The organism is Coleofasciculus sp. G1-WW12-02, assembly GCF_040219735.1.
Taxonomy (GTDB): Bacteria; Cyanobacteriota; Cyanobacteriia; order Cyanobacteriales; family Coleofasciculaceae; genus Coleofasciculus.
Genome location: NZ_JAVJRX010000113.1, coordinates 1 through 19701, shown reverse-complemented (window position 1 = coordinate 19701; position 19701 = coordinate 1). Strand labels below are relative to the sequence as shown.

The 19701-nt window shown below is 46.6% G+C and carries 11 protein-coding genes; 8 read left to right on the top strand and 3 right to left on the bottom strand.

Annotated elements, in window-relative coordinates; translation table 11 throughout:
* Positions 1-175 precede the first annotated feature (175 nt).
* From RID09_RS18540 to RID09_RS18530, 3 genes are all read left to right on the top strand, one after another.
* Complete coding sequence (locus RID09_RS18540) at positions 176-1465, top strand: glucose-1-phosphate adenylyltransferase (protein WP_446337401.1); 1290 nt, start codon at positions 176-178, stop codon at positions 1463-1465.
* Positions 1466-2152: 687 nt separating this feature from the next.
* The gene (locus tag RID09_RS18535) at positions 2153-3199 is read left to right on the top strand and encodes a DnaJ C-terminal domain-containing protein (RefSeq protein ID WP_446337400.1); all 1047 of its coding nucleotides are present in this window, start codon (positions 2153-2155) and stop codon (positions 3197-3199) included.
* Positions 3200-4009: 810 nt separating this feature from the next.
* Positions 4010-8332: a GAF domain-containing protein gene (locus RID09_RS18530; protein WP_446337399.1), complete on the top strand. Its 4323-nt coding sequence runs from the start codon at positions 4010-4012 to the stop codon at positions 8330-8332.
* A gap of 168 nt (positions 8333-8500) precedes the next feature.
* Here the strand turns inward: RID09_RS18530 and RID09_RS18525 are convergent, their stop codons facing one another.
* The 3 genes from RID09_RS18525 to RID09_RS18515 all read right to left on the bottom strand — a co-directional run bounded on the left by RID09_RS18525 (position 8501) and on the right by RID09_RS18515 (position 10253).
* Complete coding sequence (locus tag RID09_RS18525; protein ID WP_446337398.1) at positions 8501-8740, bottom strand: hypothetical protein; 240 nt, start codon at positions 8738-8740, stop codon at positions 8501-8503.
* Between the two features lie 211 nt (positions 8741-8951).
* A complete protein-coding gene (locus RID09_RS18520; RefSeq protein ID WP_446337397.1) occupies positions 8952-9488 on the bottom strand; it encodes a peroxiredoxin family protein in 537 nt (178 codons plus the stop codon).
* Positions 9489-9659: 171 nt separating this feature from the next.
* Complete coding sequence (locus tag RID09_RS18515; protein ID WP_446337396.1) at positions 9660-10253, bottom strand: peroxiredoxin; 594 nt, start codon at positions 10251-10253, stop codon at positions 9660-9662.
* 337 nt (positions 10254-10590) lie between these two features.
* On the opposite strand from RID09_RS18515, the gene RID09_RS18510 reads away from it, so the two are divergent.
* The 5 genes from RID09_RS18510 to RID09_RS18490 form a co-directional block, all read left to right on the top strand.
* On the top strand, positions 10591-12666 hold the full coding sequence (locus tag RID09_RS18510; RefSeq protein WP_446337424.1) for an amylo-alpha-1,6-glucosidase: 2076 nt from the start codon (positions 10591-10593) through the stop codon (positions 12664-12666).
* 54 nt (positions 12667-12720) lie between these two features.
* Positions 12721-13737, top strand: coding sequence for a 2-hydroxyacid dehydrogenase (locus RID09_RS18505; RefSeq protein ID WP_446337395.1), 1017 nt, complete (start codon positions 12721-12723; stop codon positions 13735-13737).
* A gap of 592 nt (positions 13738-14329) precedes the next feature.
* The gene (locus RID09_RS18500; RefSeq protein WP_446337423.1) at positions 14330-15247 is read left to right on the top strand and encodes a hypothetical protein; all 918 of its coding nucleotides are present in this window, start codon (positions 14330-14332) and stop codon (positions 15245-15247) included.
* Positions 15247-19449 carry a hypothetical protein gene (locus RID09_RS18495; RefSeq protein ID WP_446337394.1) on the top strand — a complete coding sequence of 1401 codons (4203 nt, stop codon included), beginning with the start codon at positions 15247-15249 and terminating at the stop codon, positions 19447-19449. The genes RID09_RS18500 and RID09_RS18495 overlap by 1 nt, the downstream gene beginning before the upstream one ends.
* 3 nt (positions 19450-19452) lie before the next feature.
* Positions 19453-19701 (top strand): hypothetical protein (locus tag RID09_RS18490; RefSeq protein ID WP_446337393.1); only part of this gene is annotated, 249 nt, incomplete at its 3' end.

Genomic DNA, 19701 nt, shown 5'->3' with positions numbered 1-19701 from the left:
TACCTCAAATTATTACTCCAGTCGGGGTAGAAGGCTTGAAGTGCTTCTATTCCCGCCGTTTTTCGTGTTTTTCTTTCCCAAAAGAGAGTTAACTTTCTCCCTTACCCTCTTGAAAAGATTTCCACACAAGCGGACACTAAGACTTGAGAGTCTATCGGCATTCCAGAGGTGTTTCGTGAAAAGAGTATTAGGTATCATTCTCGGAGGTGGCGCGGGCACCCGCCTTTATCCATTGACCAAGTTGCGGGCTAAACCGGCTGTTCCCTTGGCGGGTAAATACCGCCTGATTGACATTCCGGTCAGTAACTGCATCAACTCCGAGATCTATCAAATTTACGTTCTTACCCAATTTAACTCAGCATCCTTAAATCGGCATATTGCCCGCGCTTATAACTTTGCTGGCTTTACCGATGGGTTTGTGGAAGTCCTTGCTGCCCAACAAACCGCTGAAAATCCAAGCTGGTTTCAGGGAACAGCAGACGCAGTTCGTCAATACTTGTGGCTACTAGAGGAGTGGGATGTTGATGAATACATCATTCTATCCGGCGACCATCTCTATCGGATGGACTATCGCCATTTCGTGGAACACCACCGCAAAACTAAAGCCGATATCACCCTTTCTGTGGTGCCCATCGGTGAGAAACTGGCAAGCAGTTTTGGTTTGATGAAAATTGATCACACGGGCAGGGTGATTGATTTCAGTGAAAAACCCAAAGGTGATGCCCTCAAGCAAATGCAGGTGGATACGACGGTTTTAGGGTTGAAACCAGACGAGGCAAAGGAAAAACCCTATATTGCCTCGATGGGAATTTACGTCTTTAGCAAAGAGGCGTTGATCAAGTTGTTGCAAGCCAACCTGGAACAGACCGACTTTGGTAAAGAAATAATCCCCGGAGCATCGGCGGATCATAACGTTCAAGCCTACTTGTTCAACGACTATTGGGAAGACATTGGTACCATTGAAGCGTTCTATGAAGCCAATCTAGCCTTAACTCGGCAACCCCAGCCGCCCTTTAGCTTCTATGACAAAGAGGCACCGATTTATACTCGCGCCCGTTATTTGCCTCCGACCAAACTTTTGGATAGTCATGTGACGCAATCGATTATTGGAGAAGGCTGTATTCTCAAAGATTGTCGTATCCATCACTCGGTGTTGGGAGTTCGCTCTCGCATTGAAGCCGGTTGTGTGATTGAAGATACTCTGATCATGGGAAGTGACTTCTACGAACCCTTTGCCGAACGTAAATCAGGTGTAGAGACTGGACGTGTGCCCTTAGGGATTGGTGAAGGAACCACAGTTCGCCGTGCCATCATTGACAAAAACGCTCGCATTGGTCAGGATGTTCAGATTGTGAACAAAGATCGAGTCGAGGAAGCCGAACGTGAAAAACAAGGCTTTTTGATCCGCAATGGCATTGTCGTTGTTCTCAAAAATGCTGTAATTCCCGATGGAACCGTCATTTAGGTCTTTCTAGGGAAATGGGGACGGTAAAGTTGTCAATGACTGCCGCTTAATTCGTTGAAGCGGCAGCTTGGAAGAATCAGATTCCAACGTAAGCATTGTCTACCGCATGAGTTTCTAGATGGTACGCACCTCCGGATGTTTTCCTAGTTCGGAAATACTGCAAGACCTCTGATTGGGTCGCCTTAAGAGGGGACATCTTTCTAGAAATGGCGGTAAGGAACTAGTCACATTCATTGGATTATCTCCAAAATGCACAGTTCGGACTTCGGCTTACTTCGTTGAGGTTCCGAGGAGGGACAGCGAACTCGTTGAGGGAAATAGGGGCGGGGAGAGACTATTATCGTGTTTTTCCCGCCCTGATGTGACTCGCGCCCGCCCCTACAACTGTATTCCCTATAACTGGATAGGGGGAAATCCACACTCGTTGAGTCAGCCAAAGCTGAGCTAATTTTTAGATTAGCTACTATCCACAACTAATGTGGGTAAGCAACGGTTTAGGGAAAGTGGCATGATGGAGAAAAATGCCATGGCTTCTCTATTGGAGGCTTCAGGTGTGGAAATCGCGATCGCGTGAGTGAGAAAGATCCGAACTTAAACCCAGGCTGAGGTTTGTTACTCTAGCTTTGAGGTAGAGAACTATTAGCCCAGTTTATCGATTAAATCCTTGGAGTAGAGGAGAAACCCTTCATGGCTGCAACTGACTTTAAAGACTACTATGCCGTCCTGGGAGTTAGCAAGACGGCTAGTGCGGATGAAATTAAAAAGAGTTTTCGACGTCTGGCGCGGAAGTACCACCCAGACATGAACCCGGGTGACAAACAAGCTGAGGCTCAATTTAAAGAAGTTAACGAAGCCTACGAAGTCTTGTCTGACCCCGAAAAACGCAAGAAATACGATCAGTTTGGTCAGTACTGGAAGCAAGCAGGAGTTGGTGGGTATCCTGGAGCCGGGGGTGCTAATGTTGATTTCGGTAATTTTGATTTTGGTCAATATGGTAGTTTTGACGAGTTTATTAACGAACTTCTAGGGCGCTTTAATACAGCCGCTACAGGTACGCCAGGAGGTACGGGAACTCGCCGGACGTACACCTATCGCTCTACTCCGGGCGGAGCAACGGGTTCGGGTTTTAATGACTTTACCGGTGGCTTTGGTGGCTTTAATGATTTCTCTGGCTATGAAAATGGCAAAGCAGCAGCTGGGACTGATCGGGAAGCAACAATTACGTTGAGCTGGTCTGATGCTTTCCAGGGTACGCAAAAACGGATTAATTTGGGCAGTGAAGTCATCGAAGTGCGGATTCCGCCCGGTGCTAAACCAGGGAGTCGTGTTCGTGTTCGAGGCAAGGGTCAAGTGAGCCCTTACAACCAGCAACGCGGTGATTTGTACTTGATTGTAGACTTAAAACCTCATGCCTTCTTCCAGTTCGAGGGCGGTAATCTTCTGTGTGAAGTGCCAGTGATGCCCGATGAGGCAGTATTGGGCGCTACTATTGAGGTGCCGACTCCTGATGGGAAGGTCAGTGTTAATGTGCCAGCCGGGATTCGTTCGGGTCAATCTTTACGCTTGCGCGGTAAAGGCTGGACTCAACCTAAAGGTGGACGCGGTGACCAACTGGTGCGGATTATCATTGCTACACCAAAAGATATCACACCAGTTGAGCGAGAGTACTATGAAAAAATCCGGGCAAGCCGTCATTTTGATCCCCGCAGCTATTTGTCTCAGGTAAGTCTTTAGAGGGTGCAGGGAGAGTTTTGAGTTTTGAGTTGTGAGTTGTGATCCTTCATTACCTTCAAGGGCATGGCGCCTCTCGTATGTAGGAGCTCTTTTCACTATTTTTATCTCACAAAAGATGCGGCTAAACCCGCCCTGAGTGTTCCATACGTAGCATTCTACGTCTGGAACACATCATCTCCCTCATCTCCGGAGTCCACCCAGGAAATCTGAAGAAAGATATGGGTAATACAGAGTTTTAGGGTACAGGGATGCAGGGTGCATCCTATTGTTTTTTTTGTAAAGATAAATAAACTTAACCCGATAGTAAATCAAAATAAGTAACGGATTTATAACGTTTTTTAAAGTTATTCGTGGATTCAGTCACAATAGTGGGAAATTTATATTAGCTTATGATTAGATAGCTCAAAAACTGCATGTGTTGTCATATTATGTCCAATTGAACCTGTGAATCAAGGACAGACGCAGGAGTTGGGAGAGACGGAAACAAGCCGTGTTTTTTTATTGGCAAAGTTTGACATGATATAACAACCAAGTTCAGTACATCTGGGAAAAAGAGTAGAGATAAATGGCGATCGATAGCCAGATTAGAACAATCGCCTCACCACAGCTTCCGTGAAAACAGGGGGAAATTTGATTCAACGCTAGCCCAGAATTTGACGTGAGCGAATGAGGCTGACCCTTGTTTTAAACTCCCATCAAGTTTAACTATTTTTTACAGTCATTCCTCTAAATCCGAAAAATAAATAATAACTTGAGGGTTATGATCGAGAAAATGCCTCAATTTATCATCGAATTGGCATGAGTCAACTTATGAAAAAGTTCGATTTGAAAAAGTCCCAATGGATGAACAGTGCCAGAAAAAACTATCAGCCTGAAAAATTATCATGGACAGGCAATAGTCCGGAGCAACTAAAATGGATGCGGATATTGTATGAGACCCTTCCATGCATTTATTTCACCCTGAATTTTGATGGGGTGATTTTGGATGTAAGTCAGTTCGGTGCAGCATACTTGGGGTATGATTTTTGGGAATTAGTGCAAAAGCCAATTCATCGGCTTTTGGAGCAAGACAGCCAATGCCAGTATCAAGCTTTATTGAGTAATCTAAGTAAACATCCCACTGAAATTCATCACTGGGAAACTCGGTTGATTGGTAAAGATGGCAGGATTGTTTGGGTTAAGGCAAGAACCCGTTTGCTCCCGATAACCGCCTCTAATTCGATCATCAGTCTCGTTTGTGAAGATATGACGACGGCTAAGTCACAAGCATTGCTCCCAACTCCTCTGAGCAATAATAATGAAGCTTTTTTAATCACCAATGACAAGGGTATTTTTACCTATATTTGTCCTCAGGTCACCTCTATTTTTGGCTATTCTTTGTCTGAAGTCCGCGCTCTGGGTAATATTACTAAACTGCTGGGCAACCTGCCCTTGACTTGGCAAGCTTTAGCGGCTGCAGGGAAGGTTCGTAATATTGAGCTAGAAATTACCGATAAGACAGGCAAACCTCATACTTTAGTCGTTAATGTAAAGCAGGTTTCTATCCAGGGAGGGACAATACTTTATCGTTTGCGTGATATCACAAATCACCAGTCTATTGAAGACAAATGGCAACCAAAAGCTGATCAGTTGGCGGATGGAGTAGCCGTTCCGACTATGGAACAACTGAGTGATAACCAATACACCCAAGATATTCTCCAAGAGAGTGAAGCCCGATTCCGCACCATGGCAGATAGCGCCCCTGTGCTGTTATGGATGTCCGGTACAGATGGGTTATGTACGTTTTTTAATCAAGGCTGGTTAAAATTTACCGGACGTAGTCTGGAGCAAGAATTGGGTAATGGTTGGGCGGAGGGGGTGCATTCCGATGACAAGTCCAGCTTAGAGACGTATCAGGAGGCGTTTAATGCTCGTCAAGGGTTTCGGATGGAATATCGCCTACGACGAGCAGATGGAGACTATCGCTGGATTTTAAATACAGGAACGCCACGATTTACCCCCAGTGGTCAGTTTTTAGGCTATATCGGCTCTTGCATCGATATTACCGATCGCAAACAAACCGAAACAGCTGTGCAACAGCAATATCTGCGAGAGCGGTTAATTGGTGCGATCGCGCAACGGATTCACTATTCCTTAGACTTAGACGAGATTCTCAATACCACCGTCGCCGAAGTACGGCAAATTTTGGCGTGCGATCGCGTACTTGTCTTTCGCCTCTATGAAGATGGGAGTGGTGTGGTAGAGGTTGAATCCGTGGGTTCTCAGTGGAAACCCATTTCCGGAACTGTGATCAACGATCGCTACTTTGCCGAGGACTATATCCATCTTTACCAAAAAGGGCGCGTCCAATCCGTCGAAGATATCTATAATGCTGGGTTAACCGACTGTCATATTGAATTACTCGCTCAATTCCAAGTGAGAGCAAACCTGGTTATCCCTATTGTCCATGAGGAACGCTTGTGGGGATTACTTGTGGCTCAACAGTGCCAAACACCACGAAAATGGCAACCGTGGGAAATTGAGTTGCTGCAAAATCTTTCCACTCATACGGCAGTTGCCATTCAACAATCAGAACTCTATCAGCAAGCCCAAACCGAAATCCACCAACGCCAGCAAGCAGAAGCCACGTTGCGACAACAGGTTCAGCGAGAGCAGTTAATCAGCGCAATTACTCAACGCATTCGTCAGTCGCTGAACTTAGAGGACATTCTCGAACGCACCGTGGCGGAAGTACGCCAGGTTCTGCAAACGGATCGGGTGATTATTTTGCGCTTCAATCCCGACTGGAGTGGCAAGGTGGTTGTCGAATCCGTAGATTCACGCTGGTGTTCGATTTTAGGCAACCAGATTTATGACCCCTGTTTTGAGAAAAACTACCTCTCACTCTACCAACAAGGTCGAGTGAGAACCCTGGATGATATCTATGGGGCTAATCTGAGCCAGTGTTATATTAACTTACTCGCCAAATACCAGGTACGGGCTAACCTGGTTGTGCCAATTGTCCACAGTGAAAAACTACTACCCATCCCACAATCCCAACTCAATGTCTTAACAGCAACTCAAAGCCCAACGCGCTTGTGGGGACTGCTGATTGCCCATCACTGTAATGCACCCCGGAAATGGCAATCCTTTGAGATTGACTTACTCGACGGGTTAGCCTCTCAAGTTGCTATTGCCATTCAACAAAGCCAACTTTACGAACAGGCAAAATCTCTGTTCTGGCGAGAGCGAGTCCTTAATCAAGTCACTCAAGCCATCCGCTGTTCATTGGACTTAACCACAGTTTTTGAGACAACCGTCCGCGAGATTGGCGAGCTATTACCCGTTGATCGTGCCCAAATTGTACAATATTTGCCAGAGAGCCAGTGTTGGTTATCCGTGGCAGAATATCGCCGCTCTCCAGAGGATCTCAGTACTCTGGGACAGAAAATTCCGGATCAAAATCATCCCCTAGCTGAACGGCTCAAGCAATTAGAAATTATTAGGGAGGATAGGAGTACATTTAGCCAAGGCTTAGCTGAAGACTTGCCGGGAGCTTGGTTATGGGTTCCCTTGCACTTCAATTCTCAGATATTAGGGAGTTTAGCTTTAGGTAAAACCAGTCATCCCGACTCCTGGCAAAACTCAGAGGTAGAATTAATCGCCGCCATTGCCGACCAAGTCGCGATCGCGATCGGTCAAAGTCAACTGTACCATCAGGCTCAGTATCACCTCAAACGAGAACAAGCGATCAATCACCTAACTCACGCGATTCGTTGCTCACTCGACTTAGAAACGATTTTTTCTACCGCTACCCAAGAAATTGAGAGCCTTTTGCAAGTGGATCGCGCTCAAATTATCCAGTATATTCCCGAACGCCAACTCTGGGTAAATGTAGCGGAGTCGTGTCGCGATGAATGTTTGCCCAAAGTCTTGGGTGTAGAAATTCCCGATGAAAATAACCCCTTGGCTGAACGACTCAAAGGCTTAGAAGTGGTGCGGATTAACGATACCCGCTGTTTGGCAGACACAACCAATACAGCCGTCGCGCAACAGTTTCCTGGGGCGTGGTTGTTGGTTCCCCTGCACTGTGGTAACTCAGTTTGGGGCGCTTTAGGACTGATGATGGATAATCGAACCTACGATTGGCAAAACGCCGAGGTAGAGTTAATGTGTACCATCGCCGATCAATTAGCGATCGCACTCCAACAAGCGGAACTCTATGAACAAAGTCGCACGGCGGAAGCTAAAGCCTTAACCCACGCCCAACAGCTTGAGCAAACCGTCGTCAAACTCCAGAAAACCCAAGCGCAGTTGGTGCAAAGTGAAAAAATGTCCAGCTTAGGACAGTTAGTCGCCGGCGTTGCCCATGAAATCAATAATCCGGTTAACTTTATTTATGGTAATTTAGTCCACGCCAGTGACTATGCCACCGATCTGTTGGGTTTAATCGAACTCTATCAACAGCAATATCCCCAGATCACGCCAGAAATCCAGTCAGAAATCGAAGCCATCGATCTGGAATTTTTGGTGGAAGACTTGCCCAAACTTCTGGATTCCATGAAAGTTGGAGCGGAGCGGATTTGTGAAATTGTCTACTCCCTGCGAAATTTTTCCCGTATCGCTGAAGCCGATATGAAAGCCGTAGATATTCATGAGGGCATTAATAGTACCCTGATGATTCTGCGAAACCGACTCAAAGCACGGGGTGATAATCCTGGTATTCAGGTGATTCAAGAATACGGTAATCTGCCGCAGGTTGAATGTTACGCGGGACAAATGAATCAAGTGTTTATGAATTTGCTAGTCAATGCCATTGATGCCATTGATGAGCAAAATAAAAATCGGTCACGGGACGATATTAAAGCCAATCCTAGTACAATTCGAGTGCAGACTGAACTCTTAGATAACCAAGCGGTGGCGATCCGAATTATCGATAATGGTCCCGGAATGACGGAGGAGGTTAAGCAACAGCTATTTCATCCTTTCTTTACGACTAAACCGGTGGGGACGGGGACAGGTTTAGGATTATCGATTAGCTATCAAATTGTAGTTGAAAAACATAACGGTCGGCTTTTGTGTCAGAGTAAGTTAGGACAGGGAACAGAGTTTGTGGTTCAGATTCCAGTGCGTCAACATCTGGGTAAGGGTTGATACCGAGTTGCGCTCAAACATAGTAGAAAAGCAGGGGGAGCAGGGGGAGGAGCAGGGGGAGCAGGGGGAGGAGCAGGGGGAGCAGGGGGAGCAGGGGGAGCAGGGGGAGCAGGGGGAGAGAAAGTTATATCTTTGAATGCAACTTGGTATGAAAGGGTAGAAGGGTATTTACAAAGATCCTTGATTTTCAATCAGGACTCTCGCCGCTACTTGTAGAGATGGATAGTCCAATTCGGGATGACCGTTGAGGTAGTATTTATCCTCTACCGATTCACAGATAGTACCCAGGATTGTTCCATCAAAAGCAAGGACTTGCCAAACCTGCCGAACCTGATTGGGTTGGAATCCCTGCAATGTGGTACTCCAGTTATTTTTATCAATAGTTTGAACCTTGATTGTATCTTCCATTGGTAGACTCCTCTGGTATAGTAGGCAGCAATCTGATTCAGTAATATCCCTTAAAAACTCTATCCAAATTTCAGATTATGGATAGGAATCCTAACCTGATTGTGTGGAATTGAATTCAATGACTTGGCGCAAAATTTTCTATTTATCGTTAGATAACAGTTGAGCGTATATTTCATCCCTCGTCATCACACAGAACCCAGACGACAAGCAACTACTCAAGGAGCGAGATCACCTTCTCCATCTCCGCATTTGGAGATAAGAATGAAAACAAATGTTTAAAGCGGAGTTTACCTTGCTTATCGACTAGAAACTGAGCAGGTAAAGGCGCTCCCAGTGCCTGACCAACTTGATAGGTTTGAAAGGTGCGACAACTCGGATCACTCAACAGGGGTATTTTAAATCCTAAATCCTTGACCACTGTTTTGCTTTGCTGAGGATCAGTACTCGTTATCATTAACACTTCTACCCCCTTCTGGGTAAATTGCTCGTATTGCTCATTCATCGCCTGAATATGAGGATAGCAAAGGGGGCAATATTGCTTTTCGGTAAAAATGCGGGTAAACGCCAGCAGAACAGGTTGCTGTTCTCGGTAACTCGATAATCTCACCTGACGATTATTTGTGATGTCTGGTAGTTCAAAATCTGGAGTCAGTTGTCCTAATCTCAACGGATTAGTAGCCGGTATGGGAAAAAAATTACGCAGAAAACGCTCGTTAAATAAACCCCTAAAGTCAGTTGATGTTAGCATTGACTTCACCTGATCCAACAACTTATTTTATCGCAAAAGGTAGATGGCAAATAGTTTATGATTAATACATGGTCGTTTTAGCCGTTAAAGAAAGTCCTAACCGTTACGACGGAAGCTATAACGGCAAAGGGCGCACGGGGCGTGCGCCCCTACCAGATAGGTGGGTAAGCGTTAAACGGCTGAGAAGTAAACCTTGGACTTAACGGGATCGGGAACCATTGTTTTGTCTCCGGGTTGCCAACCTTGAGGGCAAACTTCATCTGGATGCGCCTGAACGTATTGAGTCGCTTTCAGAGTCCGCAACACTTCGTCTACATTCCGACCGAAAGAGAGGTTGTTGATGGTCGAATGCTGGATAATGCCATCTTTGTCGATAATAAATAATCCTCGCAGAGCTACACCTGCATCTGGGTCAAGGACGTTGTAAGCGGTGCTGATTTCTTTCTTGATATCAGATACCAGAGGATAATTCAGATCACCCACACCACCACTCTTGCGATCGGTTTGAATCCAAGCTAGGTGAGAGAATTCACTGTCCACGGAGATACCGAGAACCTGAGTGCCAACTTCTTTAAATTCACTAAAGCGATCGCTAAATGCTGTAATCTCTGTGGGACAGACAAAGGTGAAGTCTAGCGGATAGAAGAATATGACTACATATTGACCCCGGTAGTCAGACAGCTTGATGGTCTTAAATTCTTGATCGACAACCGCCGTCGCACTGAAGTCAGGAGCCGGTTGACCAACTCGCAGACATCCTTCCATGAAATTATCCTCCTTGAATGCTTTGGTGTATACGTTCGCTATAGGTGATCGGTAAAGTTTTAACAACTCTACCGCCGTCAATAAACACAAATTGTTTACGAACTGTTACGACTATATCATAGTCATAACGATTTTGAGAAAGCACGACGGCAGAAGGATGAATGATGAAGTCGGGGTATTTTAGACAGGCAAGTGCCGTCTCACAATCCACCGATATCCGCTAAACTAGGCTATTTTAAGCAACATTGTTGGGTTTCTTGGCTTGATCAGCCTTGTAGAAGCGACGCGGAAGGTTCCGCGACAATCGGTTGGGTGCTATTGGGAGAAAAAGGTTGTGGTGAATTATTTGGATCGGCGGGAATGGCTGCTTACGAATGGATTAGGCAGTTTTGCCAGTGGTACAGTTTGCGATGCTCGCACTCGCACGTATCACGGCTGGTTGATTGCGGCACTCGATCCGCCTAGGCGTCGGACGTTGTTATTCTCTCATCTAGATACGAGTCTGGAGGTATCTGGCAAGATTTGGGCGCTTTCAACCAATTTCTGGAATGGGGGTAAGACGATTGATCCGGTAGGATATCAATTTCTGCGCTCCTTTGAAACCGATCCTGTTCCTCAGTGGGTTTGGGGACATCAGCAGTGGCAATTGACGCGCCAACTGGTTATGCCTTACGGGTTAGTTGAGGATGAGCAAACCCGCCAATTTCATCACCGGATTCTGATTCAGTATTCCTATCAAGGTAGTGATGTGGCAACATTAAGGCTACGACCCCTAATTGCCGATCGCGACTTTCACCACCAGCAATTTGATGAAGAAAATTTACAATTCTCGCAATTAGTCGGACATCAATGCCTTTATCTGCAAGCCATGCGTCCGGGTCAAGTGGGTACGCCTTGGCAGTTGGGGTGGAGTGCAGGCGAGTATCAACCGGATGAATTGTGGTATCGGAATTATTACTATCCTGAAGAAAATCAACGTGGGTTAGGCGATCGCGAAGATCTGTATAGTCCTGGTTATCTTACTATTTCTCTAGAACCGGGCGCAACCGTTACGTTGGAAGCGCGGGTGGGATGTCCTCAAGGTACGACAGAGTTCCAGTTAAATGCTCAAGTGTTTGAGGCGGCGGTGCAAGGGGAACAAGAGCGACAAAATCAGTTAGTGGCTATAGCAGCTGGGGGAGCTGGGGACGATGAAATTAGATATCCATATCCGATGCAATCGCAGCAAGAGTGGGAGACGATTTGGCGTCAGTTACTCAAAGCTGGGGATCAATTTATTGCCTGGTGCGCCTCGATTAGTAGTCCAACGGTGATGGCTGGCTATCCCTGGTTCAATGATTGGGGGCGGGATACACTGATCGCTTTGCCCGGATTGACATTAGCTACAGGGCGTTTTAGTTTGGCAAGGGGATTACTCCAAACCTTTGGTAGTTATTGTCGTGATGGTTTAATTCCAAATACCTTTCCCGATGCGGAGAGTGAACCGATTTATAACAGTATTGATGCGTCTCTGTGGTGGCTGGAAACCTTGGGATTGTATTTGGAAATTACCCAAGATTGGGATTTTTTGATTGAGCAATATCCAACAGTCCGAAAAATCTACAAAGCTTATACCGCAGGCACCCGTTACAATATTCAAGTTGACGCGGTGGATGGACTCTTAACCTGGGAAGCGCCGGATGTGGCTATTACGTGGATGGATGTGGTGCTGGATGGTCAACCGATTACACCCCGTCAGGGAAAAGCGATTGAAATTAATGCGCTTTGGTATTCGGCGTTGTGTTGGATTGCTAAATGGACTGAAAAAATGGCGACGGGTGAGGTTAAAGATCGGGTGCGTTTGTTACACCAGGCTCAAAATTATATCAAGCAAGCACAACAGGTGAAAACTTCGTTGCAAAAGTTTTGGAATCCAGAGCAAAAATACTTCTATGACACCATAGAACCCGATGATCACCGCAATACCCAAATTCGCCCCAATGCGGTAGTGGCGCTGTCTCTGTATCATTGTGGTTTTGGGTCGAATCAGGCGCGACAGGTGTTACAAGTAGCACGCGATCGCTTGTTAACTCCCTACGGTTTGCGAAGTCTTGACCGGGCTGACCCTGAGTATATTGGTTATTATGGCGGCGATCGCTGGCATCGGGATAGTGCTTATCACCAGGGAACGGTTTGGAGTTGGTTGATTGGATCGTTTAGTCGGGCGTGGAAACGCTTCTACCCGAGAGATCCCCTTCCCTTTGACTGGAAACCTTTGCTGGATCATCTACAGCACCAAGCTTGTCTGGGGTCTATTTCCGAGATTTTCGATGGAGACAAACCTCATCTCCCCCAAGGCGCGATCGCTCAAGCTTGGTCTGTGGCAGAATTAATCCGTTGCTTTAGGGAACAGGGAACCGCGAACGGGGAATAGGAAATAGGAAACATTAGCTGTTTAATTTTACATTAAACCAACCAATAAACTACCATGAAAGTCGCTGTTTTCAATACCAAATCCTACGACCGAAATTTTCTAGAAACTGCCAACGCTAATGATAATCATGACCTAGTGTTTTTTGAACCCCGTCTGACCCAGGAAACCACAGCATTAGCAGCAGGGTTTCCGGCGGTATGCGTGTTTATCAATGATCAGCTTGATAAAATAACCTTGCGGCTGCTTGCAGAACAGGGGACAAAGCTGATTGCCACACGTTCTGCGGGGTTCAACCATATCGATTTAAATGCGGCGGCTGATTTAGGCATAACTGTGGTGCGAGTTCCAGCCTATTCACCTTATGCTGTCGCTGAACATACTGTAGGACTCATTTTAACCCTTAACCGTAAAATTCATCGCGCTTATAACCGAGTGCGAGAAGGAAATTTTTCCCTCGATGGATTCATAGGATTTGATTTACATGGGCGAACGGTAGGGATTGTCGGTACGGGCAAAATTGGTTTCCTCGTTGCCAAGATTTTGCATGGATTTGGGTGTCAATTATTGACCTATGATTTGTATACAAATCCTGATTGTGAAGCATTGGGGGTTAAATATGTTGATCTCCCAGAACTCTTCGCGACTTCAGATATTATCTCCCTGCATTGTCCCTTAACCCCTCAAACCCATCACCTGATCAATGCTCAATCGTTGACGCAAATGAAACCAGGCGTTATGCTGATTAACACCAGTCGCGGCGCACTGATTGATACGCGAGCCGTTATTGATGCGCTCAAGTCTCTGAAAATTGGCTATCTGGGTTTAGATGTTTACGAACAAGAATCCAATTTATTCTTTGAAGATTTGTCTACAGAAGTGATTGAAGATGATGTTTTTCAACGGCTATTAACATTTCCAAATGTTTTAATTACAGGTCATCAAGCATTTTTTACTGAAGATGCTTTACAAAATATTGCCCAGACAACATTATCGAATATTACAGATATTGAATCGGGTCGCCCTTGTGCTAATCAAGTGAGCGCCCAGCGGGTTGTTGCAACTAATTCTTAATTAACCGAGGACAGGAAATTTTCCCTCTCCAGTCGCTTCCGAGTTGATGTAATACACTAAAGTAAGAGTATAACAGGGTTGACTCATGGCTACTGTATAACATAGTGTTAGCACCTGCTATACGCACTCCTAACTTCCCTTTACCCTGTTTTGTGTTCCTTGAGCCATCAAAAGTTTATGAAGTAAATTTTAAAGAAAATGGCTTGTCAGGTCAGATCTCATGGGTTAGTATAACTATTCTGGGGAGTTTACCCTGACTAGCAAAAAACGCCAAACTGCAAGCTATGACAGGCTTGGGAGTTAGTTTATAACCGAGAAGTTAGATCATTGATGTTAAGGCTAAAGTGATTAGCTCGCATCAGGGAACATAGGGCAACTGACCAACTCAACCAGTTAAATCGGGAGTAAAAAATGGAAAAATATCAACATATTTTGTGCTAAGGTATAGCCCATCACTTGTTACTTTTTGTGGAAAACCAAAAACAGTTAATCAAACTCAACGTCCAGAGTAAACGTTTGTCCATAAACTGACTGACAAACGAGTTTCCTTCCTGTTGAACAATCTAACTCCCTTTTGGGTCACTACCTTTTGATGAAATCTTTAACGGCAACGTTAGGAAGCTATGAGCGGCTGCTAAGCACGCTTATTGCTACATTATTTTTCACTGGAACTTCATCGGTCACCGCCCAAGAAATTAGGAATCAAGCTTCGGCGTCCGGTGATAATTTACCAGGTACAGGTATTGTTAACTCTAATCAAACCTCCTTGGTGGCGGGTCAGGCGGCTCTAGAGCTGATTAAAACAGCAGATAGGGCAGCGGCTGAACCGGGAGATACGGTTGTTTATCGCCTCGCCCTGAGAAACAGCGGTCAATCAGCCGCCAGTGGTATTGTGCTGGCGGATAGATTGCCCTTGGGCGTGCGATTTTTGCCGGAGTCGTTGCAAGGTTCGATTACAACAGGCACCAACACAGAACCTGTGACATTACCTCCAGCAGAGCGTAATGAACGAAATGTCGAGTTTACCTATCCCCGCTTAGAACCCAATCAAACCCTAAATGTTATCTATGCTGCCGTAATCACACCGGATGCGATTCGGGGGGATGGTCGAAATGTAGCACAGGAACGACGCAGTAATATTGCCAGCTTTTTGATGCGGATTCGACCGGGAATTTTATCTGATTGCGGCACAGTCGTGGGGCGGGTGTTCGTGGATAAAAACTTTGATGGCGAACAGCAACCGGGAGAACCGGGAGTTCCCAATGCAGTGGTTTACATGGATGATGGGAACCGAATTACTACAGATGCCGATGGCTTGTTTTCATTGGCTAACGTTATCGCAGGTAATCGCAGTGGGACTCTAGATTTGAGCAGTTTGCCCGGATACAGCCTTGCGCCGAATCTCTATTTTATTGAAGGGAATAGTCAATCTCGCTTGGTGCGACTTTCACCGGGGGGGATGGCGCGAATGAACTTTGCGGTGACACCGGCTTACGGGGAGGAGCAGTGATGAAAAATACTCAGTATCAGAACCGTTGGGAGGACGCGAGTCAACCCAAAACACTGAGATTCAGGCTTTATTTTTCGTTACTTAAAGGTATCGAAGATGAGAGTGTTTCAGGTAAAGGATGGTTTTCCTCGATTTCTGTAGGGTTGCTGGTTATCCTAATTGGGATTATTGGCATCATTCCGGTGGCGAAAGCCGATGAGGTGTCGCCGGAAGCAGAAACCGAGGGCTGGCAACGGGAAGATGTCAGTGCTTCCCAGGAAGCTGTTGGTCAATTAATCCGGGGTCAGACCCCTCCCCACCTCTCCCGACGCCTCTCCTACAAGGAGAGGGAAGCGCAAGATAATACCCTGTCCGAAAGCATTGCCCAATCTCAGAGCAGTGCAGACTTTGGCTCAATTGAACCCGCCAGGATGGAATCGCCCTTAGACCCTTTACCCAATATGACTTGGGATGAGGAAGCCGAGGAGCCGAGGAGTCAATCTGTAGAGGCGGGTTTGACTGATAACGTGACCCAAGAAACCGATAACTTGACTAAACCCGCCCGGTTTGATCAATCTGTAGGGGCGGGTTTAACTGATAACGTGACCCAAGAAACCGATAACTTGACTAAACCCGCCCTGCACCATGGCGCGTCTGGAGCAGAGGAGCAATGTAGAGACGTAGCATGCTACGTCTCGGAAGATGAGGAAGAACAAACCCCAGAGTTGGAACTCGAAGCATTCCAGGATGAATTTAGCCGCACGGCTCAACAAACCATCAATAACGGGCTGCAATTGGCGCCTGGTGAAGTTCGCATTCTCAGCCCTGAACCCGGTACAATTGGCGATCGCACAACCAACTTGATGGTTCAGTATCATCGGGATAGTCAAGTTCAGGTGACGATTAATCAGCAGCCTCTATCTGCTCAAACCCGGACGACGATCGAACGGAATGAAACTCAACCCATTATTACTCAAATATGGTATGATCTACCCTTGAAAAAGGGTGACAATACCATCACCGTTGCCCCAGATAACGGCACACCCGTCAGTCTCCAGGTTACCGTTGACGCGATCGCAGATCAAAAAGACCTCGAAATTACCCTCACCCCAGTCGGCGATCCCCGTGTACCCGCTGATGGTCGGTCTACGATTACAATTGAGGGCAGTATCACCAGAGAAACGGGTGAACTCATTGAAGAGGATGTCATCGTCACCCTCACCGCAGCAGCCGGGGAATTTGTTGGCGCTGACTACGATGATGATCAACTCGGCTTTCAAGTTCTGGCGAAAAATGGACAATTTAGCGCCAGATTACAATCCGGTATAGACGCCCAAAAAGTCCGGATTCGGGCGGCGATTGAACGACTCGGTGTCCCAGACATCAGACAAATCACCCTAGAAGAAAGTGTACTCAACGCCGCGATTCCCACATTTTCTGAACCCATCCAAGCCTATACCCAAATCGAATTCGTCACCCACCTGCGCCCTTCCTTAGTCTCTGGGGTGGTCAATTTGCGGATTGGGGAGGCGGGAACCAACTTTTGGGACTCTCGCCGTGAGTTTCTCAATCCGGATAGTATTGACGATGGTCTAGAAGCTGACCTAGATAGTTCGGTGTTTGCCACAGGTCGGATTGGGGAATGGTTATTCACCGGCGCCTATAATAGCGATCGCCCCCTGAATGAAACCTGTGATGGGATCACTCGCCTATTTCGGGGACCCCAGTTTTGTGAGAACCAATACCCCGTTTATGGGGATAGTTCCACCGTTGATTATCTCACCCCCTCCAAAGACAGCGTATATCTACGCTTCGAGCGTTCCTCTCTGGTTCCGGGGGCGGAACCCGACTATGCCATGTGGGGGGACTACAACACCACAGAATTTACCCGTTCCTCCCAGGAATTCACCGCCACAGCCAGGGCATTACATGGGTTTAAAGGCAATTATAACCTGGGGAATCTGCAAGTTACTGCCCTATTTAGCCCCGATGTCGAAGGATTTCAACGGGATGGGATTGTTCCTGATGGCACCAGTGGTTACTACTTCCTCTCGCGCCGCCTGCTGATTCCTGGAAGTGAAAACGTTTACATTGAAACCGAACAACTGAATCGCCCCGGTACCGTTATTGAACGCAAAGCCCTCTATCGCGGTCCTGATTATGAAATTGATTATGACCGAGGAACACTCCTATTCCGACGTCCGATTCAAGCCACGGAATTTGACCCCTTTGGGACTACCTTAGTGCGGCGAATCATTGTTACCTATCAGTTTGAAGCGGATGACGATACCAATATCTATGGGGGACGGTTGCAATATAACTTCTCCCAAGACTTTCAACAACAAAGATGGATAGGAACAACCTATCTGCGGGAAAATCAGGGAGAGCGAGACTTTGAACTCTATGGTGCGGACTTTTTGATTTCCTTGGGAACTCAAGGACGGATTGTGGGCGAATATGGTCATTCCACCAATGAGTCTCCCTTTATGGGATTAGTTACCGGGAATGCGTATCGATTGGAAGCCGTGAATGCTTTTTCCGATAGGATTCAAGGGCGAGCTTATTACCGTTCCGTGGAAGAAGGCTTTGCTAATAATGCCACAACCAGTTTTACCCCCGGTCAAACTCGCTATGGCGCTAGCCTTGCGGCGCAACTGAGTCAGAGTACCAATGTGCAAGTCAGTTATGATCACGAGGATAACTTTGGTACCTCTCCCCTAGACCGCAGTGTAGTGGAGTTTTTTGACCCCTTCAATCCTGATAATATCTTTAATCGGGCAACGGAAGCCCTACCGGGTAGCCGAGTGGATAATAGTCTAACCACATTCCGGGCGGGTGTGCTACAAAAAATTGGCACTTCTGACCTGACTTTAGAATATGTCAACCGTTCCCGAGAAGACAATCTGGGCGATACCTTTGATACCAACGCCAGTCAATTGGTGTCTCGTCTTAATGTTCCCCTGAATCAGGTTCTCACCTTCCGGGCGCAAAACGAATTGAACTTGGATGAAAGTGACCCCCTTTATCCCAACCGCACCACCGTTGGTTTAGATTGGGCGGTGGAACCGGGGGTGACGCTGAGATTGGCACATCAGTTTTTTGATGGGGGACTCTTAGACGATAATTCCATTACCAGTCTGGAAACGATTACTCAATATCAGCTTGGGGAAAATACGTCCATTTCGTCTCGATATTCGGTTATCGGTGGGGTCAATGGGATGACTGGACAAGCCGCATTGGGACTCAACCACGGTATACTGTTAGCGCCGGGATTGCGCGTGAATTTCGGTTATGAACGCATCGCCAATGATATATTGAATGCCACAGCAGCAGGCGAGCGCTTCGCTCAACCTTATGCGGTGGGTCAAAGTGCGTCATCCTTGGGACTCACAGAATATGATTCCTTTAACGTTGGTGTTGAATATACCGCCAATCCTAACTTTAAAGCATCAGCGCGATTGGAACATCGGGATAGTTCTGCTGGTGATAACACCGTCATTTCAGCAGCGGCGCTGGGTAAAGTCTCCCCCTCGTTAACTGCTTTGTTCCGCTACCAACAAGCCAGTGCAGCCAGTCAACTTTTAGAAGACTTAGATGATACCCTTTCGGTCAAGTTGGGATTAGCCTACCGCAATCCTTTGGATGACCGTTTTAATGCGTTAATGCGATATGAGTATCGCCAGAATCCATCCACGATTCCGGATACGTTACTCTTTGGTAGTGGTACGGGTTCCAATGATCACGTCTTTTCTGGTGAAGGGATTTATGCACCCAATTGGCGTTGGGAATTTTATGGTAAATTTGCCCTGCGCCACAGTACAACAGATTTAGCCGACAATTTCAGCAATAGCAGCACCATTTATTTGGGACAGTCACGCATCACCTATCGATTGGGATACCGGATGGATTTAGCGGTGGAAGGACGCTGGATTGGTCAACCCTCGGTTAATTTTGATGAATGGGGTTGGGCGCTGGAAAGCGGGTACTATATCACCCCCGATTTACGAGTTGGGGTGGGATATAGCTTCGGTAGCGTCGATGACCGAGATTTTAGTGGGTATCGTTCCGAAGGGGGTCCTTATCTGAATGTGACATTTAAGGTTAATGAACTCTTTGATGGGTTTGGACGGCAAAAAGTCGCCCCACCGCCGCAGCAGGAGGAATCTCAAGTACAGCCCGTGGCGAATAGTGAACCAGTGGCAAATCCCACGAGTGAGGAGTGAGAAATGATGTTCAATCAAAACGATAGTTCAGTCGTAGGATTCGTAAAATTCGTAAAATTCGTAAAATTCGTAGGGGCGAAGCATTCGCGCCCCGATATTTCGATTCCCCAGCTAAATGCTAATAGCGAATGCTTCGCCCAACCCCAGAACAAACGTAAAAAATATAACCAGAACAGAGGGTCATTTTTGCCCCTAAATGCTAATAGCGAATGCTTCGCCCAACCCCAGAACAAACGTAAAAAATATAACCAG

Coding starts and splice junctions, on each gene's coding strand:
- RID09_RS18535 (WP_446337400.1), top strand. CDS start 2,153: ATGGCTGCAACTGACTTTAAAGACTACTATGCCGTCCTGGGAGTTAGC.
- RID09_RS18530 (WP_446337399.1), top strand. CDS start 4,010: ATGAAAAAGTTCGATTTGAAAAAGTCCCAATGGATGAACAGTGCCAGA.
- RID09_RS18525 (WP_446337398.1), bottom strand. CDS start 8,740: ATGGAAGATACAATCAAGGTTCAAACTATTGATAAAAATAACTGGAGT.
- RID09_RS18520 (WP_446337397.1), bottom strand. CDS start 9,488: ATGCTAACATCAACTGACTTTAGGGGTTTATTTAACGAGCGTTTTCTG.
- RID09_RS18515 (WP_446337396.1), bottom strand. CDS start 10,253: ATGGAAGGATGTCTGCGAGTTGGTCAACCGGCTCCTGACTTCAGTGCG.
- RID09_RS18505 (WP_446337395.1), top strand. CDS start 12,721: ATGAAAGTCGCTGTTTTCAATACCAAATCCTACGACCGAAATTTTCTA.
- RID09_RS18500 (WP_446337423.1), top strand. CDS start 14,330: ATGAAATCTTTAACGGCAACGTTAGGAAGCTATGAGCGGCTGCTAAGC.
- RID09_RS18495 (WP_446337394.1), top strand. CDS start 15,247: ATGAAAAATACTCAGTATCAGAACCGTTGGGAGGACGCGAGTCAACCC.